The sequence below is a fragment of the Janibacter limosus genome (genome assembly GCF_004295485.1).
In the GTDB taxonomy this organism is placed as follows: domain Bacteria; phylum Actinomycetota; class Actinomycetes; order Actinomycetales; family Dermatophilaceae; genus Janibacter; species Janibacter limosus_A.
On the sequence record NZ_CP036164.1, the window covers coordinates 3031467 to 3057629 of the forward strand.

A 26163-nucleotide genomic window follows, 5' to 3' on the forward strand; every position below is an offset into this window, starting at 1 on the left:
GCGTGACTCGAACGGTCAGCTGGGGCGCTTCTTCGGCGCGTTGGCCGCGGTCAGGCCAGGGTCGCGCTGGACGTGCTCGCCGAGGACGGTGTCGATCGTGGCCAGGACCTCGGGCTCGAGCGTGACGCCGGCCGCCTTGACGTTCTCGACGACCTGCTCGGGGCGCGAGGCACCGATGATGGCGGCGGCGACGTTGGAGTTCTGCAGGACCCACGCGACGGCGAGCTGCGCCATCGACAGGCCGACCTCGTCGGCGACCGGCTTCAGGCCCTGGACCGCGGTGAGCAGCGCGTCGTCGTTCACCCGACCGGAGATCGAGCCGCCGACCTCCTCGTGGGCGGCGCGGCTCCCTTCGGGCAGGGGCTGACCGGGCAGGTACTTGCCGGTGAGGATCCCCTGGGCTACCGGGCTCCACACGATCTGCGAGAGGCCGAGCTCCTCGCACGTCGGGACGACCTCGTCCTCGATGACCCGCCAGAGCATGGAGTACTGCGGCTGGCTGGAGATCAGGCGGATGCCCAGGTCCGAGGCGAGGCGGTGGCCCTCACGGATCTGCTCGGCGGTCCACTCGCTGACGCCGATGTAGAGCGCCTTGCCCTGGCGCACGACGTCGGCGAAGGCCTGCATCGTCTCCTCGAGCGGCGTCTCGGTGTCGTAGCGGTGCGCCTGGTAGAGGTCGACGTAGTCGGTCTGCAGGCGGCGCAGCGACCCGTCGATCGACTCGCGGATGTGCTTGGCCGAGAGGCCGGAGTCGTTGTGCCCCGCGGGGCCGGTCGGCCAGTAGACCTTGGTGAGGATCTCGAGCGACTCGCGCCGCTCGCCCTTGAGCGCCTCACCGAGGACGCTCTCCGCCTTGGTGTTGGCGTAGACGTCGGCCGTGTCGAAGGTCGAGATCCCGTTGTCGAGAGCCGCGCGCACGCAGGCCGTCGCGGCGTCGGCCTCGACCTGGGAGCCGTGGGTGAGCCAGTTGCCGTAGGCGATCTCGCTGATCTTGAGACCGCTGTTGCCAAGGTGTCGATAGTCCATGTGACGCACGCTACGCCGAGCCCCCTCCCCCGCAACACCCCGGCGGTCCCTGAGTGGGTCCCACGCTCCGCGTGGGCCGTTGCGCAGCAACGGTCTCGAAGGGTCAGGGGGTGACGTTGAGCCGCCCTAGGACGATCGCCGCGATCCCCTCGTCGCCGGTGACCTGCACCTGCGCCTCGTCGGGCGTGATCCGACCTTCGGTCAGCCGCAGCCAGGTCACGTCGTCCATCTCGAGGGTGACGTCGCTCCCTTCGCTCGGGTCGAAGGGAGCAGCCCTCCCGTCCTCGCCCACGCGGGCAGCGAGCACCCGGCCCTGCGGGCCGGTGATGCGGGCGACGACGGCGGTGCCGGCCGGCAGCCGCCGCAGGGTCGTCGGGAAGACCCTCGTCATCAGTCCGGCCACGTGCTGCGCGCCGACGCCGGTCGTCGTCACCGGGCGCCCGGTGGCCACGCGGATGTCCTGCTCGTGCACCCACAGGTCGATCGGCCGGTTGCGCAGCCAGGTACCCAGGTCCCAGCCGAGCACGCCGACGAGCCCCGGGGCTGGAGCCTTGAGGTCGGAGATGTCGAGGTCGGCGAGGACCTCGCGGCGGCGGACGCAGGCCGTCTCCAGCTCGTCGAGCAGCTCTGCGACGGACCGACCCCGACGCGCGACCACCCCCGCCTCGGTGATGTCGCTGGTCATCGGCCTGGTGCCTTCGACCGCGATGTCGACACGGCCGCCCTCGGGCTGCGGCATCCCCGCGGCCTCGGACTCGAGGTGCGCCTGGTGCGCGAGGACGTCCTGGACGCTCCAGCCCGGCAACGCCGGCTTGGCCCAGTCGTCGTCGGTCAGGTCGCGGAGCACGGCGAGGAGGTCCTGGGAGGTCTGCTCCCAGAGGGCCAGCGGGTCGGGTCGCGTCATGAGGGCAGCCTAGGGGGAGTCCTCCCCATCGACCCCGGTCAGATGCCTTCCTAGGGTGTGGACGAGCACACCGACCACACACAGGGGACGTCGATGACACCGCCGCTGAGCCACGGGGCCGACACCGACCGCCTCGACCTGATCGCCGGCAGCCTGCAGCAGGAGGCGCGCCGCCTCACCAGCGCGGGCGAGCAGGGAACCGGCATGATGCGCATCCTCGAGGACGCGTGGCAGGGCAGCGACGTCGAGCAGTTCTCCGCCGACTGGACGACCTCGCGCCAGCAGGTCGAGCGGGCGGCCCAACAGCTGCAGGACGTCGTGACCCAGCTGCGACGTGAGGCGCAGGATCAGCGCGCCGGGAGCGAAGGGGGTGGCTCGCCCGCCGCCCCGGACGGTCCGGTGAGACCGGACGACAACGATGCCCGCGACGGGTTCTGGAGCGCCCTGCGGCGTCTCTTCGGCCAGGACCCGTGGACACCCAGGGAGGACCCGGGTGCCGACAACGTCGAGCTGCCCGAGGGCGCCGACCGGGACGACCCGATCGTGCAGGAGATGCTCGCGACGCCCTCGGGTCGCGCGACCCTGGACTGGATGGCTCGCAACGACATCGAGATCATCCACGACCCCAACCAGACGGGCGCGGTCTACGACGCGGGACGCAACGCCATGATCATCGGCGAGGGTTACGCCAACTCGTCGACGATCGTCCACGAGTCGAGCCATGCGCAGTGGGATGCCGAGGATCGCAACGCGAGCATCACGGAGACTCCTCGAGAGGACTACGTCGCGAACTCCCTGCGCGACGAGACCGAGGCCGTGGCGAGCGAGGTCCTCTACGCCAAGGAGCAGCGCGAGGCCGGCATGGACGTCCCCGTCCAGCGCGCGGAGGCGGACTACGACGCCGCGTACGACGCCGCGATCGAAGGGGGCAGCACACCCGACGAGGCGGCCCGAGCCGGCGAGGACGCGATCTACGCGCTCTTCACCAGCGGGTACTACGAGACGAGCAACACCGGCGACTCCTATCCCGACTACTACGGCAACGCCTGGGACAACGCCAACTGACCGGAACCACGACAGGATGGGTAACGTCCAAGGACCATGCAGACCATCACGCGACGACTCGGTCTCCGCCCCGCCATGCTCGCCCTGGCCGTCGGACTCATGCCCCTCGCGGCGTGCGCCGACCCCGGCGGCACGACCAGCACCACGAGCACCTCTCACACCACCGCGACCGCAGGAGACCCGGACATGAAGGACCAGATGGCCACGACCCTGGAGGGCACGAGCCCGACCATCGCGGACGCCCTGCGCTCCGACACCACGACGATCACCCCCGTCGCCACAGCTGCACTCTCGGACTGGCAGGTCGTCGACGTGCTCCCCCGAGGCGGCGCGCACCCGCAGCGGTGGTTCATGGGCGTCAAGGACGAGGGTCGCGAGGTCGTCGTCCTCAGCGGGTTCCCGCAGCGCTGGGCCCAGGTCGCTGACGGTGCCCGGGTGACGAGCGCGGACCAGGCCGAGGAGCTGGCCGGCGTGTACGCCGACGCGACGCGTGACATGAGCAGGGGCTATGCCCGGATCGAGTCCGTCGACGACATGCGCTTCGTCCCCTCCCCGTCGCAGGCCGAGTCGGACCGGATCGATGCCCTGCGGCGCGAGCGCACCGAGATCGCCGCGGCGAACGCCAGCGGCGACGGGCCATGGACCGTGCGCCTGTGGACCGTCACCGACGGTGACCTCGTGCGCCACGACGTCGAGGTGGCCACCGACGGCGCGATCACGGACACCACGCAGGTCGTCGAGGCTGACCTGCCGGTCCCTCAGACCGTCTGACCCGCGGCCGCCCTCGGGGACGACGTGAGCACCCACGATGAGACGATCGGAAGGTGACCACAGACCGATCGGACGCCTCCCCCCTTCGCGCCGTCCTGCTGGGGTGCGGTGACCTCGGGATCAGGGTGGGGACCGCGCTGCTGGCCTCGGGCCACGAGGCGACCGGGGTGCGGCGCAATGTCGCCGCGCTGCCGGAGGGCTTCGCCGGGGTGTCGGCCGATCTGGCGGCGGGCGAGGTGCCGGACCTGCCCGCGGACCTGCTGGTCATCACGATGACGCCCGACCGCCGCGACCCGACCGGATACCGGACGACCTATGTCGACGGGGTACGCCGCGGGCTCGAGGCGGTCCTGCGTGCCGGCGTCCCGCGACGGGCCGTCCTCGTGTCGTCCACGAGCGTCTACGGCGACCTGGAGGGCGACCTCGACGAGACGACCACCGTTGCGCCGCAAGCGGATCGACCCAAGATCCTGCTGGAGTCCGAGGCCCTCTTCCACGAGGCGGTCCCCCACGGGAGCATCCTGCGGCTGAGCGGTCTCTACGGAGCGGCCGGCAACCGCCTGGTCCGCACGGTGCGCGAGGGCGCCAACCCTGACCCCGGGCGCTGGACCAACCGGATCCACCGCGAGGACGCCGCCACCGCGATCGTGCACCTGCTGACGATGCCCGAGGAGCCGGCCGATCTCTACGTCGGCACCGACGACGAGCCGGCACTTGCGGGTGCCGTGCGGGACTTCGTCGCGGACTCGCTGGGGGTGGCGCGCCCGACACCGACCGGGGCTGTCGAGCCGACCGGCCGACGGATGCTCAATGCGCGGCTGCGCCGCACCGGGCTGCAGCTGAGGTACCCCACCTACCGCGAGGGTTACCGGGCACAGCTCGAGCTCGACGGGTGACGGCCGCGCGGTGGACCTGAACTAGGGTTCAGCCATGGATCTGCAGGAGATGCTCGACCAGGCCGCGACCGGCACTGCCCACGTCGAAGGGGGCTGGGGCCAGGGCCGGGCAACCTACGGCGGACTCGTCGGCGCGCTCGCCTACGCCGGGCTGCGGGCGCAGCTGACCACCGACCCGCGGCCGCCGCTGCGGAGCCTGACGGTCAACTTCGTCGCGCCCGTCGCGCCGGGCGAGGCCGAGGTGGACGCGACGGTCCTGCGCGCCGGGTCGAGCGCCACCCAGGGCCTGGTGCTGATGCGGCAGGAGGACAAGCCGGTTGCGGCGGTGCTCGCGGCCTTCGGCGCGGCGCGTGAGTCGGCGATCCGGGTGGGGCCCACGGCCGTCATGCCGACGCTGCCCGAGCCAATGACGATCGACCCCTTCCCCTACCTGGCGGGCATGACGCCCGACTTCTTCCAGCATGTCGAGATGCGTCTGGCCGACGGCGGCTTCCCGATGTCGGGGGCGACGACCTCCCACATGACCGGGTGGATGCGCTTCCGCGAGGCGCCGCCGACCTTCGACGAGCGGCACATGATCGCCCTCGCCGACTCGTGGCCGCCCGCGGTGCTGCAGATGGTGTCGAAGCCGACCAACGGCAGCAGCCTGACCTGGACGCTCGAGCTCGTCGACGACGTCAGCGCCGAGCCGGACACGCACTGGGCCTACTCGGTGACGACCGATGCCGCCACCGACGGCTACGCCCACACCGACGCGCGCATCTGGCACCCGGACGGGCGACTGGTCGCGATCAGTCGGCAGACGGTGTCGATCTTCGGCTGAGGTCCCGAGCACAGGGCACGGTTATCGACGAAGGACCCGGCAATAGCCGGGTCCTTCGTCGATGTCCACGCCGCCTCAGGCGGTCGGGTTCAGGTCAGCGGTTGCGGCCCGAGCTGCTGGAGCTGAAGGCCACGACGCTGCCGCCGCGCGAGCCACCCTGACGACCGGAGCCGCCGCCCTGGCCGCCGGAGCGACGCTGGCCGCCCGATGCACCGCGGGACTGACCGCCGCCGGAGCCGCCACGCGACTGTCCGCCGCCGGAGCCGGAGCCGCCGCCGTTGCGGTTGCGACCGGCGCCGCCGCGCTCACCGCGGGAGGAGCTGGCTTGGCCGCCGCCCTGGCCGCCACGGGACTGGCCACCACGACCACCGCCGCGGGAACCCCCCTTCGAGCCGCCGCCGTTGCCCTGCGGGGCAGCGCCCTCGTGGACGAAGGCGCCGGGGAAGGAGCGCTCGCCGGGGGCCAGCTGCGCGAGGAGCTCGTGCCCGACGTTGACGCGGGTGGTGGTCGGCTTGATGCCGGCCTTGCGGGTGAGGTCCTTGACGTCGCGGACCTGCTCGTCGGTCATGAGCGTGACGACCGTGCCCTCGGCGCCGGCGCGCGCGGTGCGACCGGAGCGGTGGAGGTAGGCCTTGTGCTCGACCGGCGGGTCGGCGTGGATGACGAGCGAGACGTCGTCGACGTGGATGCCGCGGGCGGCGATGTCGGTCGCGACAAGCGTGGACGCGGTGCCGGAGTGGAAGGCCTCCATCGTCCGGGTGCGCGCGTTCTGGCTGAGGTTGCCGTGCAGCTCGACCGCGGGGACACCGGCGGCGTTGAGCTGGCGGGCCATCTTCTTGGCGCGGTGCTTGGTGCGGGTGAAGACGACCTTGCGTCCGGGGGCAGCGACCAGGTCGGTGAGCACCGGCAGGTGGTCGTTGACGTGGATGTGCAGGACGTGGTGGGTCATCTTGGCGACCGGCGACTGCGCCGAGTCGGCCTCGTGGGTGACCGGCGACTCGAGGTAGCGCTTGACGATCTGGTTGATCGCGCCGTCGAGCGTGGCGGAGAAGAGCATCCGCTGGCTGCCGCGCGGCGTCTTGTCGAGGATGCGCTTGACGACCGGCAGGAAGCCGAGGTCGGACATGTGGTCGGCCTCGTCGAGGATGGTGACCTCGACGGAGCTGAGGTCGATGTGGCCCTGGTTGATCAGGTCCTCGAGACGACCGGGGCAGGCGACGACCACGTCGACGCCCTTGCCGATGGCCTGGACCTGGGGGCCCTGGCCGACGCCGCCGAAGACGGTGCGGCTGCGCATGCCGAGGACGGAGGCGAAGGGGGCCAGCACGTCGTCGATCTGCGTCGCGAGCTCACGCGTCGGGGCAAGGATCAGCGCGCGGGGGCGCTTGGACTGGCGGGTGCGGCCGCTCGCCGCGAGGCGTGCGAGCATCGGCAGGACGAAGGCGAGGGTCTTGCCCGAGCCGGTACGCCCGCGGCCGAGGACGTCCCGGCCGGCGAGGGAGTCAGGCAGCGTGGCCGCCTGGATCGGGCTGGGGATGGTGATGCCGTCCTTCTCGAGGATCGAGGTCAGGGCGGCGGGTACGCCGAGGTCGGCGAAAGTCGTGGTGGTCACGAAGGGGGTGCTCCAATACGGAGTCATGATGCTTCGGTTCTGCCCGGCGCGGGTCCGTCCTGCGGAAGGCAGGGGTATCGCGGCGCGATGGCATCGTTGCAAAAAGAGAAGCAGCGCACTGCAGAACTGGGCGGCTGCTTCGTCAAGTGTAGCGGCCGAAGGGGGTGGGCCTTGACCACTCGTGTGGACGAGGGGGCGAAAACCGCCTCGGGCCGGCATGCCAGGGCGCTCTCCGGTGACTCCCGTTCTGCTCCTCCTGGTGGGTCAGAGTGACTCACCACAAGGAGCAGGACGGGAGGCGCCAATCAGGCGAGTTCCCAGCCACCGCTTCTCTTGCCGTCCTTCGACTTCAGGACTCCCTCGTCACGCAGGACCTGAGCCGCCCAGCGCAGGTCGTACTGCCAGCTGTAGAAGAGGTCGCCGGAGCTGCGGAGGTCATCTTCGTGGTGCTGCCACACGAACTTCGCGACCTCAAGAACAGACATCTCATGCTTCTCGGACTCGAGGGCCTCGACGACCCACGTCTTCAGGATGTCCTTGTTGCTCGCCATGGGCGCAGCTTCTCAGGAGTTGGGCGCCGAGACCAGAGCCAAGCTGCAGTCCAGCTACGACCCGACGACGGGAGCTGACACTCCCTTCGTCCCAGCTCAGGGTTGCGGCATGGACTGCACCCAGCGAACCCACGACGCCCCCGACCACACCGCTGAGCTGACGAAGCTGCGGGCCCGTCTCTACGCGCCGGAGCTCAGCGCCCTCGAAGCTGCAGCGATGCTCGCTGCCACCGAGCTGCTCCGCGCCCATGAGCGGGGGGACTTCGAGATCTGCGACAACGGCTACTGCGTCTCGCTCATCTCACTGTGCCTTGGCTCCCCCTTCGAGCTCGCGCACCACGAGGAGGAGGACTGCCCCTGCTGCTGCCACGACTGAGGTAGGGGCAAGTCAGCCGCACTTCGTGTCGCCAGCAGCACCACGAGCTGTGGCTGACCACACCAGGTGCGGCCAGCCACAGCTCGTGCGTCCCTTCGAGACGGTTGCTGCGCAACCTCCTCAGGGACCGGGGTGGATCAGATGACGCCCTGCGCCACCATGGCGTCGGCGACCTTGATGTAGCCGGCGAGGTTGGCGCCGGCGACGTAGTCACCGGGGGTGTCGAACTCCTCGGCGGTGGCCACGCAGTTGTCGTGGATGTCGCGCATGATGTCCTCGAGGCGGGCCTCGGTCTCTGCGAAGCCCCACGTGTCGCGGCTGGCGTTTTGTTGCATCTCCAGGGCAGAGGTGGCGACGCCACCGGCGTTGGAGGCCTTGCCCGGGGCGTAGAGGACACCCGCGTCACGGAAGACGTCGATCGCGGCCGGGACGCACGGCATGTTGGCGCCCTCGGCGACCAGCTTGACGCCGTTCTTCACGAGCGTGGTCGCGTGCTCCTCGGAGAGCTCGTTCTGCGTCGCGCACGGCAGGGCCACATCGGCCGGGACGTCCCAGATGGTGCCGTCGGCGATGTGGCGGACAGCGCCCCCCTTCGCCTCGGCGTAGTCGGTCAGGCGGCCGCGCTGGACCTCCTTGATCTCCTGCAGGAGCTTCAGGTCGATGCCGGCCTCGTCGACGACGTAGCCACCGGAGTCGGACACGGCCACGACGGTGCCGCCGAGCTGGTGGATCTTCTCGACCGCATACGTCGCGACATTGCCGGACCCGGAGACGACGACCCGCTTGCCGTCGAGGGACTCGTCCTTGAGCTTGAGCATCTCCTGCGCGAAGAAGACGGTGCCGTAACCGGTCGCCTCGGTGCGCACCTGCGACCCGCCCCAGGACAGGCCCTTGCCCGTCAGGACACCGGACTCGTAGGTGTTGGTGATCCGCTTGTACTGACCGAAGAGGTAGCCCAGCTCGCGGCCGCCCACGCCGATGTCGCCCGCCGGGACGTCCGTGTACTCACCGATGTGGCGGTAGAGCTCGGTCATGAAGGACTGGCAAAAACGCATGATCTCGGTGTCGGACTTGCCCTTGGGGTCGAAGTCCGAGCCGCCCTTGCCGCCACCGATCGGCATGCCCGTCAGCGAGTTCTTGAAGACCTGCTCGAAGCCGAGGAACTTGATGATCGACAAGTTGACGCTGGGGTGGAAGCGCAGGCCACCCTTGTACGGGCCGAGCGCGGAGTTGAACTCGACGCGGAAGCCACGGTTGATCTGGACATCGCCGGAGTCCGTCGTCCACGGCACCCGGAAGATGATCTGACGCTCCGGCTCGCACACCCGCTTGAGGATCGACCACTGCGCGTACTCGTCCACCCGCCCGGCGATCGGCGACAGGGACTGCATGACCTCGTAGACCGCCTGGTGGAACTCCTTCTCCCCCGGGTTGCGGGCGATGACCTCGTCGAAATGGGCCTGGAAGTTCGGGTGCAGAGCGGTGGTGGACATGCGTTCTCCGTCGTAGATGGGGCAACGTATGCCGCTCACGGTAACCGCGCGACCGCTGTGAGGACGTGTGCGTCCTGCAGGTGAGAAGGGAGTCACACCCTTCGAAGCGGTCGCTGGGCGACCTGCTCAGGGATCGTCGCGGGGGGCCGTGGGAGGGTTGGGACATGAGTACACCCGTGAGCCGCGAGCGCAATCCCGATCGTTTCGAGATCACCAGTGATGGTGTCGTGGCCGGTTTCGCCCAGTTCGCCGACCACGACGGACGCCGGGTCTTCTTCCACACCGAGATCGGCGAGGAGTTCGGCGGGCAGGGCCTGGCCGGCATCGTCGTCGAGGAGGCCGTCAAGGCCACCCGCGAGGAGGGCCTGACCCTCGTCGCCGTCTGCCCCTACGTCAAGAAGTGGCTGACCAAGCACCCCGAGCACGACGACATCACCTCACCGGTGACGCCCGCGGACCTCGCGGCCATCAACGCCTGAGCGGAGAACCACCCCAACCCATGCGCATCGCCACCTTCAACGTCAACGGCATCCGAGCAGCACAGCGCAGGGGCTTCGAGGCCTGGCTGGCCGAGCGCGCACCCGATGTCGTCGCGCTCCAAGAGGTCCGCTGCCCCGCCGAGGCACTGCCCAGCGGGGTCTTCAGGGACTACCACCTGGCCTACGAGCCCGGCCATCTCGCCGGCCGCAACGGCGTCGCCGTCCTCACCCGCACCCGCCCGACGGCCGTGCGCACCTGGGACGGCGAGGTCCTCATGCGAGCACCCGGTGAGGAGCACCTGCACACCGAGCCCGCCCCGGCCGGCACGATGGCGCGCGGGTTGTCCCCCTTCGCCTCCGAGGGGCGCTACATCGAGGTCGATCTCGCGGACTCTGCGCTGACCGTGGCCTCGCTCTACCTGCCGAAGGGGGGCCTGCCCGCCCACCTGCAGAAGCCCGGCGGTCGCGAGGTCCCCGACGGCGGGGCCAAGTACGACCGCAAGATGGGCTTCCTCGCCTCCTTCGCCCGGCAGCTCGACCGCTCCCGCAAGGCGGCCAAGGCTGCTGGACGCGAGTTCCTCCTGCTCGGCGACCTCAACGTCGCGCACACCCGGCAGGACCTCACCAACTGGCGCACGAGCAACAAGGCCGAGGGGTTCCTGCCCGAGGAGCGCGAGTGGATCGGGTCGATCATCTCCCCGCGCACGCTCGTCGACGTCGTGCGCAGCGTGCACCCCGACGCCGACGGCCCCTACTCGTGGTGGTCGTGGATGGGCGGCGCCTTCGACCGGGACACCGGCTGGCGCATCGACTACCACCTGGCGACCCCCGGCCTGGCCAAGCGGGCCGTCACGGCCGGCACCGACCGCCCGGCGAGTGGACCGGAGCGGGTCAGTGACCACGCGGCCGTCGTCGTGGACTATGCCTGGGCACCCTGAGGAGGCCGTCCGCGGCCGTCTCGAAGGGCGCGGACTAACGTGGGCACATGAGCGATGTCACCGTGCTGCACAACCCGAAGTGCTCGACCTCCCGCGCTGCCCTGGACAACCTCGACGGCGTCGGCGTCGAGGCCGACGTGCTCCAGTACCTCAAGGAGCCGCTCGACGAGGCCGCGCTGCGCGAGCTCATCGGCAAGCTCGAGGACGAGCCGACCGACCTGGTCCGCCGCGACTCCTTCTTCAAGGAGCAGGGCCTGACCGACGCCGACGTCGCGACCGTCGACCAGGTCGTCGCCGTCCTCGTCGAGCACCCGCGCCTGATGCAGCGCCCCGTCATCGTCAAGGGTGACCGCGCGATCATCGGCCGCCCCAAGGAGCGGGTCGCTGCCTTCGTCACGGGCTGACCACCCGCTCGGGACGGGCGATACGGTGACGACATGATCCTCATCGTCGTGAAGTACCGCACCAAGCCCGAGTACACCGAGCAGTGGCCGGAGATCGTGGACGAGTTCACCCGGGCCACGCTCGCCGAGCCCGGCAACATCTTCTTCGAGTGGTCGATGAGCCTGGACACCGACGACGAGTGGGTGCTCGTCGAGGCATTCCAGGACGACGCCGGCGAGGCCCACGTCACGAGCGACCACTTCGCCAAGGGACTGGAGGCCATGCGTCCTGCGCTCGCCGAGACCCCGCGCATCATCAGCCGCACCGTCGAGGGCAGCGGCTGGGACGAGATGGGCGAGCTCAAGGTCGACTGACCTGCGCTCAGGCTCGTCGCAGCACCCCGTGCCCGACGAGCTGGGTGGCGGCGGTCCGCACCAGGTCGAGCGCCTGCGGGTGCTCGCCGAGCTCCGCCACCACCCGTGCCGCGAGCTGGTCGAGGGACATCGGGTCGGCAGCCGCGCGCCAGACCACCGCTCCCGGACCGGCGAGGCGAAGGGGGCGTGCCCCGGCCATCACGAGCACCTCACCGTCGCAGGCGATCGCGTCCGACCAGGGCGCCCGCGCCAGCAGGTCGCCCTCTTCGATAGAGACCGCGTCGAGGTCCTGGCTGAAGGAGACCGCGTCCGCGGGCAGGCGGTCTGCGACCGTCGCCGGGAGGTGCTCCCAGATCGGCTCGGTCGGCGCCGCGCGCTCCAGATAGTCACGCACCAGCTCGTGGCAGGTGTCGATCTCGGCGTAGCGCAGCGTCGACGGCGGCCCCCCGGCGGTGACCGCTCGAGCGAGCCGGTCCAGTCCGTCGTCGAGCCACCACGTCGACGAGGTCTCGGGGAGGACGGCGAGCACCTGCTCGATGAGCCCGACCTCCTCGATGGCGGGGGCGGTGGCCTCCGGGTCGCGGCTGAGGGTGAGCAGGGCCGTCAGTCGTGGCGCCGAGGGGGTCGGCCCCAGACCGAGGGCATCGGGTCCGAGCTCCTCCTTGTGGAACCGGTCGGCCGGGTCGATGACGAGCGAAGGGGGCTTGGGGTGCGGCGCGATCCGGCCGTCCAGCAGGAGGATGACCGACTCGTCGGAGACATACCCGAGCCGGGTCCCCAGCACCCGGGTCGCCGTCGACTTGCCCCCTCCAGAGGGGGCGACGAGCGCGAGCGCCCGACCGTCCGGGTCGGCGAGCGCCGCGGCGTGCAGCAGGGTCACCCGGCCGCGCAGCCGCGTCAGGCCCGCCCGGGTGATCTCGCGGGAGAGCGCATAGGGCACTCGGTCGGCGGTCGCGGCACCCGCGATGAGCACCCCCGGCTCGCGGTCGGTGGGCGCGTCACCCTGGTAGACCCGCACCCGCACGGGGTCCTCGTCGAGGCGCACGGTGTCCGGGTCGCCGGCCAGGGCGATGCACCGCTGCCAGCGCTCGGCCATCGCCTGAGCCTGGGCGTCGTCGAGGTCGCTGACGTCGAGGACCCAGCTGCAGCCCATCGTCACGAGATCGATCGTGCGCGTGCCCACGTCTGCCACCGGTGCGGCCCTCCCTTCGCCCGGCCACACTCTGCCAGAGCGGGGACCGGTCACGAGAGCGGGATCCACCCCCTTCGTCCCTCGCTGACGGAGCACTAGGCTCGGCAGCATGTCGCGACCACACGCAGCCGCGATCCTCGAGGACTCGTGGCACCGGCAGGTCGCCGGGGCCATGCGGCGCCGGGGATGGGGCACGCGCGTGCTCACCTACACCGGCTACGGCAGCGTCGAGCGGGTGCGCGTCCTCGGCCGGGTGCTCATGACCCGCCGGCCCTACGCCCCCGCCGCCGCCGACGCCACCGCCACCTGGCTGGAGCTGCGCACCGCCGACCACGAGCGGCGTGGCTGGCGGGGCTTCTTCACCACTCCCGCCGCCGGCGAGCCGCTCACCGTGCGCATCGGCGAGCGCGAGTACCGCACCCGCTCCAACCGCTCCGGCATGCTCGACCTGACGATCACCGACCACGGACTCGAGCCCGGCTGGCACGACGTCGAGATCGCCTCGCCGAGGGCCGCGGACACGACCGCCGCCGTCTTCGTCGTCGCCCCCGACCAGACCTTCGGCATCGTCTCCGACATCGACGACACGATCATCACCACGACGATGCCGCGGCCGATGATCGCGGCGTACAACACCTTCTTCCGGCACGAGGGCACCCGGCGCGCGGTGCCCGGCATGGCGACCATGTACCGCGAGCTGCTCGCCCAGCACCCCGGTGCGCCGATCGTCTACGTCTCGACGGGCGCGTGGAACGCCGTGCCGCCCCTCACCCGCTTCATGCGCCGGGCCGGCTACCCCCTCGGCCCGCTGCTGATGACCGAGTGGGGCCCGACCAACACCGGCTGGTTCCGCTCCGGCCAGGACCACAAGCGGGCCTGCCTGCACCGGCTGGCGCGCGAGCTGCCCGAGATCCGCTGGGTGCTCATCGGCGACGACGGCCAGCACGACCCGAGCCTCTACGGCGAGTTCGCCGAGCAGCGCCCCGACCGCGTGCGCGCCATCGGGATCCGGGTGCTCACCGCGACCGAGCAGCTGCTCAGCCACTTCACCCCGATCGCGACCGACGACTACGAGCAGCACGTCGGGGTCGAGCTGCCGGTCTGCCGGGCCGAGGACGGCTGGACGATGATCGAGCAGATGCGCAAGGCTCTCGGGTCCACCACGAGCGGAGCCCCCCGTGCCTGAGATGCCGGAGGTGCAGGGGCTCGTCGACTTCCTCGGCGAGCGCCTCTCCGGCCTGGCGGTCGAGCGTCTCGAGCTCGCCTCCTTCTCCGTGCTCAAGACCTTCGACCCGCCGCCGCAGGCCCTCGAGGGCGCCCCGGTCGACGGGGTCCACCGGCACGGCAAGTTCATCGACATCGACTGCGACGGCACGCACCTGGTGATCCACCTGGCACGCGCCGGCTGGATCCGCTGGTCCGACGAGCTGCCGCGCACCGTGCTGCGGCCGGGCAAGTCACCGATCGCCCTGCGGGTGCGGCTCGTCGACGGGTCCGGATTCGACGTCACCGAGGCGGGGACCAAGAAGAGCCTGGCCGCCTACCTCGTCCGCGACGTCCAGGAGGTCGCCGGCATCGCCCGGCTCGGCCCCGACCCGCTCTCCGACGCGCTCGACCGCGACGCCTTCGGTGCGCTGCTCGCCGATCGCAAGACCCAGATCAAGGGAGTGCTGCGCGACCAGTCGCTCATCGCGGGGGTGGGCAACGCCTACTCCGACGAGGTGCTGCACGCGGCGCGGCTGTCCCCCTTCGCCCTCGCCTCATCGCTCACCGAGGACGAGGTCGACACCCTCCACGCGGCGCTGCGCTCGACGCTCGTCGAGGCGATTGCGGCTGCCTCCGGCAAGCCGGCCGCTCAGCTCAAGGACGCCAAGCGGTCCGGGATGCGGGTGCACGGCCGCACCGGCGAGACCTGCCCGGTGTGCGGTGACGTCGTGCGCGAGGTGAGCTTCGCCGACCGGTCGCTGCAGTACTGCGCGACCTGCCAGACGGGCGGCAAGCCGCTGGCCGACCGGCGCACGAGCAAGTTCTTGAAGTAGCGCTCAGTCGGCGGTGATGAGCCGCCAGGCGGAGCGGATGTGCTCCTCCGTCACGGCAGCCGCCCGGTCGCCATCGCCTGCGGTGACCGCCTCGAGGATGTTGCGGTGGTCGGCGCGCAGCTTGTCCGCGACCTCGTCCCAGGTCCCGACGGTGCGGAAGGCGTCGAGGATCGGCAGCCGCATCGACTCGCGGATCGCGGCCGTGAAGTCGCGCGCCAGGTGGTTGCCGGCGGCGCGGGCCAGCAGCACGTGGAAGTCGGTGTCGCAGTCGTTGAAGGTCTCCCGGTCCACCTGCGGGTCCTCCATCTGCGCGAGCAGACGCCCCATCTCGGCCAGGTGCTCGGGCGTCGCGTGGGCGGCGGCGAGACGCACGCTCAGGGTCTCGAGCGCGACGCGCACCTCGAGGACATCCGGCAGCGGGAAGTTGGCCAGGGCCACGTGCAGCCGCAGCAGGCGCCCGAGGGCGCCGCTGGGGACGGCCGTGATCATCGTGCCGCCGGCCGCGCCGGCGCCGACCGACGAGCTCACGACCCCCTGGGCCTCGAGCGTGCGGACCGCCTCGCGCACTGCTGACCGACCGACCGCGAGCATCTTGGCCAGCTCACGCTCGGCCGGCAGGGTGTCGCCGACCGCGAGCCGCCCGTCGAGGATCCTCGCGTCGACCCACTCGAGCACGACCTCGTAGGCCTTCAGGCCCGAGGCGGCCCGGGCAGGGACGGCAGCGTCGGTCACGAGCACAGGATGTCACGGTCGACACAGCCGTGACCATGTGGTCAGACCATTTCAGACCACGAGGTCAGACCATTTCAAGAAATTATGGTCTGACCATTGACGGCGAGACCGCGCTGCCCCTATCGTCGTGTCACCAGCAATGGTCTGACCATTACTGCTCCCCGCCCGACGACGTGCACCCGGAGACCGAGATGATGACGACGCTCGCCGCACTACCCACCGCGTTCCAACCCGAGATCTCACCCGTGGCCGACAGCCTCGCGATCTCCGCCCTCGTGGCCCTGCTCCCCCTCGTGACGATCTTCGTCACGCTCGGCGTCCTGAAGTGGAAGGCCCACTGGGCCGGTCTCTCAGCAGTCGCCGTCGCCATCCTCGTGGCCGTCATCTTCTTCAAGATGCCGATCACCCTCGCGGGACTCGCCGCGACCGAGGGAGCAGTATTCGGCCTCTTCCCCATCATGTGGATCGTCTTCACGGCGATCGTCCTCTACCAGGTCACGGTGCGCTCGGGGCACTTCGAGGACCTGCGTGCGACCTTCCGGCTGATCTCTGACGACCCGCGCATCCAGGCGATCATCATCGCCTTCTGCTTCGGTGCCCTCCTCGAGGCCCTCGCCGGCTTCGGAGCCCCGGTGGCCATCACCGGCGTCATGCTCATGGCCGTCGGCTTCGCCCCCCTTCGCGCCGCCACGGTCGTGCTGCTCGCCAACACCGCCCCGGTCGCCTTCGGCGCCATCGCCATCCCGATCATCACCGCCGGCAACCTCACCGGGATCCCCTACCAGGAGATCGGCGCCTACGTCGGCCACCAGGCCCCCGTCATCGCCGTCTTCGTCCCGCTGCTCCTCGTCTTCATGGTCGACGGGCGAAGGGGGGTCCGCCAGACCTGGCCGGCCGCCGTCGTCATCGGCATCACCTTCGCCGTCACCCAGTGGGTCTCCGCGACGTGGATCTCGGTCGAGATGACCGACATCATCGCCTCGCTCGTCTCGCTCGCCGTCGCCGTCGCCTTCCTCCGCGTCTGGCAGCCGTCCGGTGGCGACGCCGCCACCGAGTCGCTGCAGGTCGAGCGCCAGGCGCAGCTCGCCTCCGTCGGCGCAGGTGCGGGCGGATCCGGCTCGGGCAGCAGCTCCACGAGCCAGTACGAGATCACCCCCGAGGAGCTCGACGCCCAGGCCAGGGCCCTCACGCCGAAGTCGATCGCCTGGGCGATGTTCCCCTACGTCCTCGTCGTCGCCGTCTTCTCCCTGGCCAAGCTGATCCCCGCGGTCGACACCTGGCTGACCGGCACCAACGTCAAGATCCCGTGGCCCGGGCTCTCCGGTGAGGTGCTCACCCACGACGGCGTGGTCAACGGGTCCACGACCTACGGCTTCTCGTGGCTCTCCTCGCCCGGCACGATGCTCCTGGTCTGCGCCGTCATCGTCGCCCTCGCCTACGGCATCGGGTTCTCCGGCCTCATCGCCGAGATGAAGGCCGTCGCCATCCAGATGCGGTGGGCCTTCGTCACCGTCGCCTCCGTGCTCGCCCTGGCCTATGTCATGAACCTGTCCGGCCAGACGATCACCATCGGCGCCTGGATCGCCGGCACCGGCACCGCCTTCGCCTTCTTCAGCCCGCTGCTCGGCTGGATCGGCACGGCGGTCACCGGCTCGGACACCAGCGCCAACGCCCTCTTCGCCACCCTCCAGCAGAGTGCCGCCGAGCGCGCAGGCATCGACCCGACCCTGCTCGTCGCCGCCAACACCGCGGGCGGCGTCGTGGGCAAGATGATCAGCCCGCAGAACCTGACGATCGCCGCGACCGCCGTCGGGCTCGTCGGCCAGGAGTCGGCGATCCTGCGCAAGGTGCTCCCGTGGAGCGTGGGCCTGATCATCCTCATGTGCCTGCTCGTCGGCCTCCAGTCGACCGTCCTGTCCTGGATGCTCCCGTGACGGCGTCGACCGCTCGCACCGATCTGCGCGTCGCCCTCTTCGCCACCTGCTTCAACGACACGATGTGGCCCGACACCCCCAAGGCGACGGTCCGGCTGCTCGACCGGCTCGGGTGCCGGGTCGAGTTCCCCATGGAGCAGGCCTGCTGCGGGCAGGTGCTCACCAACACCGGGTACGGCCGTGACGCCGTGCCGATGGTGCAGCGCTTCGCCGATGTCTTCGAGGGGTACGACGCGGTCGTCGCCCCATCGGGCTCGTGCGTCGGCTCGGTGCGCGAGCAGCACGCGACGATCGCCCGGCAGGCCGGCGAGGACCGGCTGCTCGAGCGGGTGGAGCGGGTGACCCCCAAGGTCTACGAGCTGTCGGAGTTCCTCGTCGACGTGCTCGGCGTGACCGACGTGGGCGCCTACTTCCCCCACCGGGTGACCTACCACCCGACCTGCCACTCCCTTCGCATGCTGCGGGTCGGCGACAAGCCGCTGCAGCTGCTGCGTGCCGTCCGCGGGATCGAGCTGGTCGACCTGCCCGGCGACACGGAGTGCTGCGGCTTCGGCGGCACCTTCGCGATGAAGAACGCGGACGTCTCCGTGGCGATGGGCGCCGACAAGTGCCGCAACGTCTGCTCCACCGGCGCCGAGGTGGTCGTCGCCAGCGACAACTCGTGCCTCGCCCAGATCGGCGGGATGCTCGACCGGCAGCGGTCGGGGATCCGGCAGATGCACCTGGCAGAGATCCTGGCATCGACGGAGGAGGACCCCTCATGAGCACGCACACGCACGGTGGCCCGGTCCAGGAGACCTCGGCGACCTTCATCGGGATGCCGGCCTTCCCCGAGGCGGCCCGCGAGGCACTGGCCAACACCCAGCAGCGCAAGAACCTGCGCCACGCGACGCACACGATCCGTGAGAAGCGCGCCGCGGTCGTCGCCGAGCTGCCGGCGTGGGAGGCCCTGCGCGTCGCCGGCGCCGACGCCAAGGACGAGGCGCTGACCCACCTCGCCGACTACCTCGAGCAGCTCGAGGGGGCACTGACCGCCAACGGCGCGACCGTCCACTGGGCCCGCGACGCGGTCGAGGCCAACCGGATCGCGCTGGAGATCGTGCGCGCCAAGGAGGTCGAGGAGGTCGTCAAGGTCAAGTCGATGGTGACCCAGGAGATCGAGCTCAACGAGGCGCTCGAGGAGGCCGGGATCCACGCGTGGGAGACCGACCTCGCCGAGCTGATCGTGCAGCTCGGTCACGACCGGCCGAGCCACATCCTCGTCCCGGCGATCCACCGCAACCGCAGCGAGATCCGCGAGATCTTCATGCGCGAGATGGCCAAGGTCGGGCGCCCCGCGCCCGAGGACCTCACCGACGACCCGGCCCGCCTGGCCGAGGCCGCGCGGCTGCACCTGCGGGAGAAGTTCCTGCGGGCCAAGGTCGGTGTCTCGGGGGCCAACTTCGCCATCGCGGACACCGGCACGCTCGTCGTCGTCGAGTCCGAGGGCAACGGCCGGATGTGCCTGACCCTGCCCGAGACCCTGATCTCGGTCGTGGGGATCGAGAAGGTGCTGCCGACCTGGGACGACCTCGCCCCGATGATGCAGCTGCTCCCCCGGTCCAGCACCGGTGAGCGGATGAACCCATACACGACGATGTGGACCGGCGCGCACGACGGTGACGGGCCCCAGGACGTGCACGTCATCCTGCTCGACAACGGCCGCAGCCACGTCCTCGCCGACACCGTCGGCCGTGAGGCCCTGCGCTGCATCCGCTGCTCGGCGTGCCTCAACGTCTGCCCGGTCTACGAGCGGGCCGGCGGGCACGCCTACGGCTCGGTCTACCCGGGCCCGATCGGTGCCGTGCTCAACCCGCAGCTGCGCGGCACGACGAGCGAGGTCGACAAGTCGCTGCCCTATGCCTCGAGCCTGTGCGGGGCGTGCTTCGACGCCTGCCCGGTGCGGATCAACATCCCCGAGCTGCTCGTCGAGCTGCGGGGACGCGTGACCGCCGAGGGCGGCCACCCGGCGGAGTCCGCCGCGATGAAGGCCGCCGCGTGGGTGCTGTCCGACCCCAAGCGGCTCGCCGGCGCGCAGAAGGCCGCCGGTCTCGCCGGGCGGGTCATCGGCGACCGGACGATCCGCACGGTCCCGGGCCTGGGCGCCTGGACCAGTGCCCGCGACGTGCCGACACCACCCACCGAGTCCTTCCGCCAGTGGTGGGCTCGCGAGCGAGGGGATGACCGATGAGTGCACGCGACGAGATCCTGGACCGGGTCCGCGGGGCGACCGCTGACGTCACCACGTCACCGGGGTCGGCCGACCGTGAGCCGCTGGTCGACGGCGGCGCCGTCGACGCCGACGGGCTGACGCAGTTCGTCGAGATGGTCGCGGACTACCGCGCCGAGGTCGTGCGGGTGCCCGCGACCGGCCTCACCGCGGCGATCGCCACGGCCCTGCGCGACCACGGCTGCACCAGCGCCGTCCTCCCCGAGGGGCTCGACCCCGCGTGGGTCGATGCCGTCGCGCAGGTCGCCGAGGTGCGGCGGGAGAGCGAGGCCCGCACCCACGCCGACCTCGACGCCACCGAAGCCGTGGTCACCGCCGCCGCCCTGGGCATCGCGGTCACCGGCACGATCGTGCTCGACCACCGGGAGGACCAGGGCCGACGGGCGCTCACCCTGATCCCCGACACCCACGTGTGCGTCGTGCGCGCCGATCAGGTCGTGCGCGACGTGCCTGACGCAGTCTCGCGGCTGCGTCCGGCGAGCGGCGACGCCCGGCCGCTGACCTGGATCAGCGGACCGAGCGCCACGAGCGACATCGAGCTGCAGCGGGTCGAGGGCGTCCACGGACCCCGCACGCTCGTCATGCTCCTCGTCGAGGGCTGAGCCCACGGGTCGTTGGGGCCCGAGGACGTGTGGACCCGGACCCGCGGCCGTCTGATTCGAAGAAGGACCGCGACCCACAGGTCGCGGTCCTTCTTCGAATGGGCGCCTCCGCGGAGCCGGCAGGACACCCTGCCCTGCGGCGAAGGGGGTCAGCTCGGGTCGATCCGGACCGACCCGACACCGCTCTCGACCGTGATGCGACGCGAGGAGCTGCTGTCGCTGCCGAGGTTGTTGATGACGTCCGACGCACCACCCGAGGTGTTGACGCGGTATCCCTCGGTGTCGGGCACCCGCACCGTGGCCTCACCGACGCCGACGCGCACGTCGACGCTGCGCGGGGGCTCGACGGCCTCGTAGTCGATCGCGCCCACTCCGATGTCGGCACTGACGGTGTCGGCCTCGGACTCGGTGATGGACACGTCGCCGGCGCCGACCTGGAGGTCGATGTCGCCGGTCGTGCCCTCGAGCGAGATCGTCCCGACGCCGTGCTCGATCGTCAGGTCGGTGTCGGCCGGCACGACGACGAGCCAGTCGACCCGGCACACGGTGCCCAGGCTCGGTCGCGAGCACGAGGAGGTCAGCTGGGTCGTCTCACCGGAGGCGCGCACGCTGCTCGTCGGCTTGCCCAGCCCCCAGGTGCTCGTGATGACCGCGTGGGGTCGCTCGCCCGCCTCCGCCGCGCGGAAGCGCACATCGCCCACGTCACCGGAGAAGCGCACCGCCCCGTCGGCCGTGATGGGCTGCTCGCGCGTCTGCGACTGCTTGAGCATCGGGCCGGCGAGACTGAGTCCCGCGACGAGGAGCAGCGCGAGAGTCACGAGGAGCGCGATGACCCGGATCGGGCCGACCGGCGTCCGCGACGGGGGCGTCGTCGCCGCCTCCTGCGCGGCGGCGGCACGGCGGCTCTCCCGCGCACGGGAGGCGTCGGTGCGATAGCGGTCGCGCATCTCGGGATCGGTGGGCTCGCCCGGTCGTGGCGGCCACTGGGTCATGGGTGTCGTGGACATCGGTCAGTCCTCCTGGTCGAGCCAGCGGAGCACGGCGAGCACACGTCGGTGGTCGCCGTCGGCCGGAGGCAGGTCGAGCTTGGTGAAGATCGAGGTCACGTGCTTCTCCACGGCCCCGTCGGAGACGTAGAGCTCCTTGCCGATCGCGGAGTTGGTGCGCCCCTGGGCCATCAGGCCGAGGACATCGCGCTCGCGTGGCGTGAGGGCGGCGAGCGGGTCGACGTTGCGCGCCCGGGTGAGCAGCTGGGTGACGACCTCGGGGTCGAGGACGGTCCCGCCGGAGGCCACGTCACGCAGTGCGGCGATGAAGTCGCTCGTGTCGGCGACGCGGTCCTTGAGGAGGTAACCCACCCCCTTCGACCTGGCCGCGACGAGCTCGGTCGCGTACTGCTCCTCGACGTACTGGGAGAGGACCATCACGGCGATGTCGGGGTGTCGCTCGCGGACGGCGAGCGCCGCGACGATGCCTTCGGAGGTGAAGGTCGGGGGCATCCGCACGTCGACCACGACGAGGTCGGGCCGGTGCTCGTCGACCGCGGCGATGAAGCTCTCGCCGTCGGGGCAGGCAGCCGCGACGTCGAAGCCGGCGGACGTCAGGAGGCGCACGATCCCGTCGCGCAGCAGCACGGAGTCCTCGGCCAGCACCACCTTGGTGGGGCTCTCGGTCTGGGTCGGGTCGGTCATCACAGGCTCCGTCCGGTGCGAAGGGGGAGGGTCGCGGTCAGCGCCGTCGGTCCCCCGTCAGGGGAGGTCACCTCGAGCGTGCCGTCGACGGCGGTGACCCGCTGGCGCAGTCCGGTCAGGCCGGTCCCGAGCGTGGGGTCGGCACCTCCGCCGCCGTCGTCCGTGACGACGGCGGTGAGCCGCTCGGCGTCGGTCGTGACGACGACCTCGGCGTGCTGGGCGCCGGAGTGCTTGGCGACATTGGTCAGGGCCTCGCTGACGACGAAGTAAGCAATCGCCTCGGTCGTCGGGTCGAGTCGGCCGACGTCACGGACCTCGACGGAGACGGGCACCGCCGAGCGAGCGGCCAGGGCGGGCAGCGCCGCCTCGAGACCACGGTCGGCGAGGATCGGCGGGACGATGCCGCGGGCGACGTGGCGCATCTCGACGATCGCCTCCTTGGCCGAGCGGTGGGCCTCGTCGACGAGCTGGGCCGCGCCCTCGGGGTCGTGGCTGATGGCCTCCTTGGCCATACCGAGCGTCATCGCGATGGACACCATGCGCTGCTGCGGACCGTCGTGCAGGTCGCGCTCGATGCGGCGGCGCTCCGCCTCGACCGAGTCGACGGCCTCGCGGCGGGAGTCGGTGAGGGTGTCGACGCGGGCGGTGAGGTGCGCGACGACCTTGCGCTCGTCCCGGCCGAGCAGCCAGCGGGCCAGCATGACGTCCACCGAGGTGAGCAGGCTCGCCACGACCGGCATGAGCAGCAGCGTCACGAGGGCGACGGTCCAGGCGGACGCCAGCTCCAGCGTGCCGTCGACGCGCAGGATGCCGAAGATCGAGATGCCGTCGTCGGGCAGCCGGCTGCCGAGCAGCGGGACACCGAGGACGAGCAGTGCCTGGGCGAGCACGGCCAGGGTCAGCCAGCCGATGACGCTCCCCCACATGGCGTGCAGCGCGAGATAGGCCGTGCTGCGCCAGGAGTGCTGGTCGAGCAGGAGGCGCCGCCACAGCGGTTGGACGCGACGAGGCGGCGGGTCCACCCGGCGGCCGGTCAGCGCGACCACGCGGTGCCGCTCGGCGTGGCCGATGACGCCGCACAGCCACAGCAGCGGCACGAGCAGGACGAGGCCGACGCCGCCGGCGCTGACGAGCGCCAGCGCGACGAGCATGAGGGTGAGGAGCAGCAGCGCGGCGAAGGCGGTGAGCGTGCTCGTCGCGAGGAGCAGCACGCTGCCCCAACCGGCGAGCCAACGTCGCGGCAGGCTGGTCCGCTCCAAGGGCGGTGAGAGGGTCTGGGTGGTCACGAGAACCAACCTACGGAGACGCGACCCGCGGGTCTGCCCTGCGCTCCCCCATCTCGAAGGGGGGATGTCCCCCCTTCGTCCCCGGTGGTCAGGCGTACTTGCGGGCCATCTCCACGGACTGCATGACATAGCCGCCGCCGAAGATCACCGCGTGGACCATGACGGGGAAGAGCTGGTGCAGGCCGACCCGCTCCTGCCAGCCGTCCGAGAGCGGGGCCGCCTCGTCGTAGGCCGCGATGATGCGGGCGATGTGCGGCGCGGTGAAGAGGAGCAGCATCGCGAGGTCGGTCTCGGCGTGGCCGCCGTGGGCGGCCGGGTCGATGAGCACGGCGCCCTGGCGGGTCCACAGGATGTTGCCCGCCCACAGGTCTCCGTGGATGCGGGCGGGTGGTCGGCCGTCGTCGAACTCGCCGGACTCCAAGCGGGTGGCGACCCGCTCGAAGGCGTCGCCGTCGTCGGCCCACAGCCCCTTGGACTGCCCGACGCGCAGCATGTGCCGGATGCGCTGCTCGGCGAAGAAGGCGCCCCACGTCTCGCTGCCCTCGAGCGGCATCGGGATCGGGGACTCCGCAGGACCGATGAACCCGTGGCTGGACCAGCGTTCCGGCGGCGCACCGAAGGCCGGCGCACCGGCCGCGTGGGTCGCGGCGAGCGCGATGCCGAGCTCGTCCGCCTGCACATTGGTCGACGGCGCCGGGTCGTACTGCAGCAGGTCGATGTGGTCGAGGTCGACGTCCTGCAGCTCGGCGATGGTGGCGCCACCCGCGGCCTGGGCCTCGGCGAGCCAGAGCAGGCCCGCGGCCTCCCACGACGAGTAGCCACGAGGGGCTGCGGAGGTGTCCTTGCGATACGTGCGGGGCGGCTTCACGGGGTCAAGCCTGCCACCCCCCTCCCCCGCTCCCTGAAGAGGTTGCGCAGCAACCGTCTCGACGGACGCTCCCGCGGGCGAAGGGAGGGCCCGCCCCGTTGCCTGCAGGCGAAGGGAGGGCCCGCACCCGCCGAAGTCCCTTCGTTTGTCGACCACGTCGTGTTGTCGTTACGGACTTCGGCTTGATGTGTGCGGACCCTCCCTTCGCCCTCCGGCGCCAGGTCGTCGATCGCCCGGCTGCCAGCGGGGGGTTCAGCGAACCCGGGGCAGGGTGCCGGTCTCGTCGACGGGGGAAGCGGTCGCGCGGGAGCCGGTCCTGATCGGGCCGGTCGCGCCCGCGGTGGTCTTGCGATCCCCGGCGATGGCCACGGCGACGGCGTCGGCGACGTCCGGGTGGAAGACGCTGGGGATGATGTAGGAGGGGTTGATCTCCTCGTCCTTGACCACGCCTGCGATCGCGTCGGCGGCCCGGATGAGCATCTCGGTCGTGATGTCCTCGGCGCGGGCGTCGAGGAGTCCGCGGAAGACGCCGGGGAAGGCCAGGACGTTGTTGATCTGGTTGGGGTAGTCGCTGCGGCCCGAGGCGACGACCTTGGCGTACTTCGCGGCCTCGGCCGGGTCGATCTCGGGGTCGGGGTTGGCCAGGGCGAAGACGATCGCGTCCTGCGCCATGTTGTCGCGGATCCACTCGGCCTTGAGCAGGTTGGGTGCCGAGACGCCGATGAAGACGTCCGCACCCTGCAGGCCGTCGCCGAGGTCACCTCGGACCCGGCGCGGGTTGGTGCGCTGGGCCAGCTCGAGCTTGTCGCGCGACAGTGACGTGTCATCGGCGGAGAGCAGGCCCTCGCGGTCGTAGACGATGACGTCCTTGGCACCGGCGGACAGCAGGAGGGTGACGATCGCCGAGCCGGCAGCGCCACCACCGGAGACGACGATCTGTGCCCCCTCAAGCGTCTTGTCGACGACGCGCAGGGCATTGCGCAGGGCGGCGAGGACGACGATCGCGGTGCCGTGCTGGTCGTCGTGGAAGACCGGGATGTCGAGGCTCTCGCGCAGTCGACGCTCGATCTCGAAGCAGCGAGGGGCGGCGATGTCCTCGAGGTTGATGCCACCGAAGCCGGGGGCGATCATCTCGACGGCGCGGATGATCTCCTCGGTGTCCTGGGAGGCGAGGCAGATCGGCCAGGCGTCGATGTCGGCGAACTGCTTGAAGAGGGCTGCCTTGCCCTCCATGACGGGCATGGCGGCCTCGGGCCCGATGTTGCCCAGGCCGAGGACCGCGGAGCCGTCGGTGACGACGGCGACGGTGTTGCCCTTGATCGTCAGCCGGCGTGCGTCCTCGGGGTTCTTGGCGATCGCCATCGAGACCCGGCCGACGCCGGGGGTGTAGGCCATCGACAGGTCGTCACGCGTCTTGAGTGCGACCTTGGACTTGATCTCGATCTTGCCGCCGAGGTGGAGAAGGAAGGTGCGGTCCGAGACCTTGTGCACCTTGACGCCGTCGATCGCCTCGACGGCCTCGACGAGTCCGTCCGTGTGGTTGAGGTCGAACCCGGAGCAGGTGGCATCCACGACGAGACGGTCGTGCCGCGAGTCCGCGATGTCGATTGCGGTGACGATGCCTCCCTGCTCCGCGATGGCGGTAGCCACTCGCCCGACGACTGCGTAGTCGGTCGAGGTGTGCAGACGCATGGTGATCGAGTACGAGGAGGGGGTAGCGACAGCCATGTGATCAGTCTCTCACCGGCGGACGATCGCCAAAAATCAGCCCGTCTCCGAGGAGCGAAATACATCGATAGACAGCCAGATCGCGACGCGCCGATGTGCGCATCTGCGGCAATATCCCCCTTCGCCTATA

At 71.0% G+C, this 26163-nt stretch carries 27 protein-coding genes; 15 read left to right on the forward strand and 12 right to left on the reverse strand.

From position 1 onward, the window contains the following. Positions 1–15: 15 nt before the first annotated feature. Together EXU32_RS14525 and EXU32_RS14530 are read right to left on the reverse strand one after the other, a co-directional pair. Positions 16–1026 (reverse strand): aldo/keto reductase family protein, encoded by a 1011-nt coding sequence (locus EXU32_RS14525; protein ID WP_130630548.1) that lies wholly within the window; start codon positions 1024–1026, stop codon positions 16–18. A 103-nt stretch (positions 1027–1129) separates the two neighbouring features. Then, positions 1130–1930 carry a maleylpyruvate isomerase family mycothiol-dependent enzyme gene (locus EXU32_RS14530; RefSeq protein ID WP_130630549.1) on the reverse strand — a complete coding sequence of 267 codons (801 nt, stop codon included), beginning with the start codon at positions 1928–1930 and terminating at the stop codon, positions 1130–1132. 93 nt (positions 1931–2023) lie between these two features. Between EXU32_RS14530 and EXU32_RS14535 the strand changes: the two genes are divergently transcribed. From EXU32_RS14535 to EXU32_RS14550, 4 genes are read left to right on the forward strand one after another with little or no spacing between them, the layout of a single operon-like run. Next, complete coding sequence (locus EXU32_RS14535) at positions 2024–2995, forward strand: WXG100 family type VII secretion target (RefSeq protein ID WP_130630550.1); 972 nt, start codon at positions 2024–2026, stop codon at positions 2993–2995. 36 nt (positions 2996–3031) lie between these two features. After that, the gene (locus tag EXU32_RS14540) at positions 3032–3766 is read left to right on the forward strand and encodes a hypothetical protein (protein WP_130630551.1); all 735 of its coding nucleotides are present in this window, start codon (positions 3032–3034) and stop codon (positions 3764–3766) included. 53 nt (positions 3767–3819) lie between these two features. Continuing rightward, complete coding sequence (locus EXU32_RS14545) at positions 3820–4662, forward strand: SDR family NAD(P)-dependent oxidoreductase (RefSeq protein WP_130630552.1); 843 nt, start codon at positions 3820–3822, stop codon at positions 4660–4662. 34 nt (positions 4663–4696) lie between these two features. Beyond that, the gene (locus tag EXU32_RS14550; protein ID WP_130630553.1) at positions 4697–5485 is read left to right on the forward strand and encodes an acyl-CoA thioesterase; all 789 of its coding nucleotides are present in this window, start codon (positions 4697–4699) and stop codon (positions 5483–5485) included. A gap of 94 nt (positions 5486–5579) precedes the next feature. Here the strand turns inward: EXU32_RS14550 and EXU32_RS14555 are convergent, their stop codons facing one another. After that, positions 5580–7124: a DEAD/DEAH box helicase gene (locus EXU32_RS14555; RefSeq protein ID WP_130630554.1), complete on the reverse strand. Its 1545-nt coding sequence runs from the start codon at positions 7122–7124 to the stop codon at positions 5580–5582. A gap of 278 nt (positions 7125–7402) precedes the next feature. Continuing rightward, entirely contained in the window at positions 7403–7648 is a 246-nt protein-coding gene (locus EXU32_RS14560; protein ID WP_130630555.1) for a hypothetical protein, read from the reverse strand. Positions 7649–7757: 109 nt separating this feature from the next. Here EXU32_RS14560 and EXU32_RS14565 point away from each other — a divergent pair, with 109 nt between their 5' ends. Beyond that, on the forward strand, positions 7758–8024 hold the full coding sequence (locus tag EXU32_RS14565; protein ID WP_130630556.1) for a hypothetical protein: 267 nt from the start codon (positions 7758–7760) through the stop codon (positions 8022–8024). 137 nt (positions 8025–8161) lie between these two features. Here EXU32_RS14565 and gdhA read toward each other — a convergent pair whose 3' ends face one another. Then, entirely contained in the window at positions 8162–9517 is a 1356-nt protein-coding gene (gene gdhA / locus EXU32_RS14570) for an NADP-specific glutamate dehydrogenase (protein WP_130630557.1), read from the reverse strand. Positions 9518–9681: 164 nt separating this feature from the next. On the opposite strand from gdhA, the gene EXU32_RS14575 reads away from it, so the two are divergent. From EXU32_RS14575 to EXU32_RS14590, 4 genes are read left to right on the forward strand one after another with little or no spacing between them, the layout of a single operon-like run. Next, positions 9682–9996: a GNAT family N-acetyltransferase gene (locus tag EXU32_RS14575; protein WP_130630558.1), complete on the forward strand. Its 315-nt coding sequence runs from the start codon at positions 9682–9684 to the stop codon at positions 9994–9996. 20 nt (positions 9997–10016) lie between these two features. Next, entirely contained in the window at positions 10017–10934 is a 918-nt protein-coding gene (locus EXU32_RS14580; protein ID WP_130630559.1) for an exodeoxyribonuclease III, read from the forward strand. A 47-nt stretch (positions 10935–10981) separates the two neighbouring features. Beyond that, positions 10982–11338 (forward strand): ArsC/Spx/MgsR family protein, encoded by a 357-nt coding sequence (locus tag EXU32_RS14585; RefSeq protein WP_130630560.1) that lies wholly within the window; start codon positions 10982–10984, stop codon positions 11336–11338. 33 nt (positions 11339–11371) lie between these two features. Then, on the forward strand, positions 11372–11692 hold the full coding sequence (locus tag EXU32_RS14590; protein WP_130630561.1) for a putative quinol monooxygenase: 321 nt from the start codon (positions 11372–11374) through the stop codon (positions 11690–11692). Between the two features lie 7 nt (positions 11693–11699). Here EXU32_RS14590 and EXU32_RS14595 read toward each other — a convergent pair whose 3' ends face one another. Further along, positions 11700–12875 (reverse strand): hypothetical protein, encoded by a 1176-nt coding sequence (locus EXU32_RS14595; protein ID WP_130630562.1) that lies wholly within the window; start codon positions 12873–12875, stop codon positions 11700–11702. 118 nt (positions 12876–12993) lie between these two features. Here EXU32_RS14595 and EXU32_RS14600 point away from each other — a divergent pair, with 118 nt between their 5' ends. Then, positions 12994–14070 (forward strand): App1 family protein, encoded by a 1077-nt coding sequence (locus tag EXU32_RS14600; RefSeq protein ID WP_130630563.1) that lies wholly within the window; start codon positions 12994–12996, stop codon positions 14068–14070. Further along, positions 14063–14923: an Fpg/Nei family DNA glycosylase gene (locus tag EXU32_RS14605; protein ID WP_130630564.1), complete on the forward strand. Its 861-nt coding sequence runs from the start codon at positions 14063–14065 to the stop codon at positions 14921–14923. Before EXU32_RS14600 ends, EXU32_RS14605 begins: the two co-directional genes overlap by 8 nt. Before the next feature lie 3 nt (positions 14924–14926). On the opposite strand, the gene EXU32_RS14610 is transcribed toward EXU32_RS14605, so the two are convergent. Further along, the gene (locus EXU32_RS14610; RefSeq protein WP_207233814.1) at positions 14927–15655 is read right to left on the reverse strand and encodes a FadR/GntR family transcriptional regulator; all 729 of its coding nucleotides are present in this window, start codon (positions 15653–15655) and stop codon (positions 14927–14929) included. Positions 15656–15849: 194 nt separating this feature from the next. Here EXU32_RS14610 and EXU32_RS14615 point away from each other — a divergent pair, with 194 nt between their 5' ends. From EXU32_RS14615 to EXU32_RS14630, 4 genes are read left to right on the forward strand one after another with little or no spacing between them, the layout of a single operon-like run. Next, positions 15850–17589, forward strand: coding sequence for an L-lactate permease (locus tag EXU32_RS14615; protein ID WP_130631220.1), 1740 nt, complete (start codon positions 15850–15852; stop codon positions 17587–17589). Continuing rightward, on the forward strand, positions 17586–18353 hold the full coding sequence (locus EXU32_RS14620) for a (Fe-S)-binding protein (protein WP_207233815.1): 768 nt from the start codon (positions 17586–17588) through the stop codon (positions 18351–18353). Before EXU32_RS14615 ends, EXU32_RS14620 begins: the two co-directional genes overlap by 4 nt. After that, on the forward strand, positions 18350–19819 hold the full coding sequence (locus tag EXU32_RS14625) for a LutB/LldF family L-lactate oxidation iron-sulfur protein (protein ID WP_130630565.1): 1470 nt from the start codon (positions 18350–18352) through the stop codon (positions 19817–19819). The genes EXU32_RS14620 and EXU32_RS14625 overlap by 4 nt, the downstream gene beginning before the upstream one ends. After that, entirely contained in the window at positions 19816–20460 is a 645-nt protein-coding gene (locus EXU32_RS14630) for a LutC/YkgG family protein (RefSeq protein WP_130630566.1), read from the forward strand. Before EXU32_RS14625 ends, EXU32_RS14630 begins: the two co-directional genes overlap by 4 nt. Positions 20461–20609: 149 nt before the next feature. On the opposite strand, the gene EXU32_RS14635 is transcribed toward EXU32_RS14630, so the two are convergent. The 5 genes from EXU32_RS14635 to EXU32_RS14655 form a co-directional block, all read right to left on the reverse strand. Next, positions 20610–21467 (reverse strand): hypothetical protein, encoded by an 858-nt coding sequence (locus EXU32_RS14635; RefSeq protein WP_165399696.1) that lies wholly within the window; start codon positions 21465–21467, stop codon positions 20610–20612. 3 nt (positions 21468–21470) lie between these two features. After that, positions 21471–22151, reverse strand: coding sequence for a response regulator (locus tag EXU32_RS14640; protein ID WP_130630568.1), 681 nt, complete (start codon positions 22149–22151; stop codon positions 21471–21473). Next, positions 22151–23437 (reverse strand): sensor histidine kinase, encoded by a 1287-nt coding sequence (locus tag EXU32_RS14645; protein WP_165399697.1) that lies wholly within the window; start codon positions 23435–23437, stop codon positions 22151–22153. The genes EXU32_RS14640 and EXU32_RS14645 overlap by 1 nt, the downstream gene beginning before the upstream one ends. 88 nt (positions 23438–23525) lie before the next feature. Continuing rightward, positions 23526–24305, reverse strand: a complete 780-nt coding sequence (locus EXU32_RS14650) for a fructosamine kinase family protein (protein ID WP_130630570.1) — start codon at positions 24303–24305, stop codon at positions 23526–23528. Positions 24306–24557: 252 nt separating this feature from the next. After that, entirely contained in the window at positions 24558–26033 is a 1476-nt protein-coding gene (locus tag EXU32_RS14655) for an NAD-dependent malic enzyme (RefSeq protein WP_130630571.1), read from the reverse strand. Positions 26034–26163 lie beyond the last annotated feature (130 nt).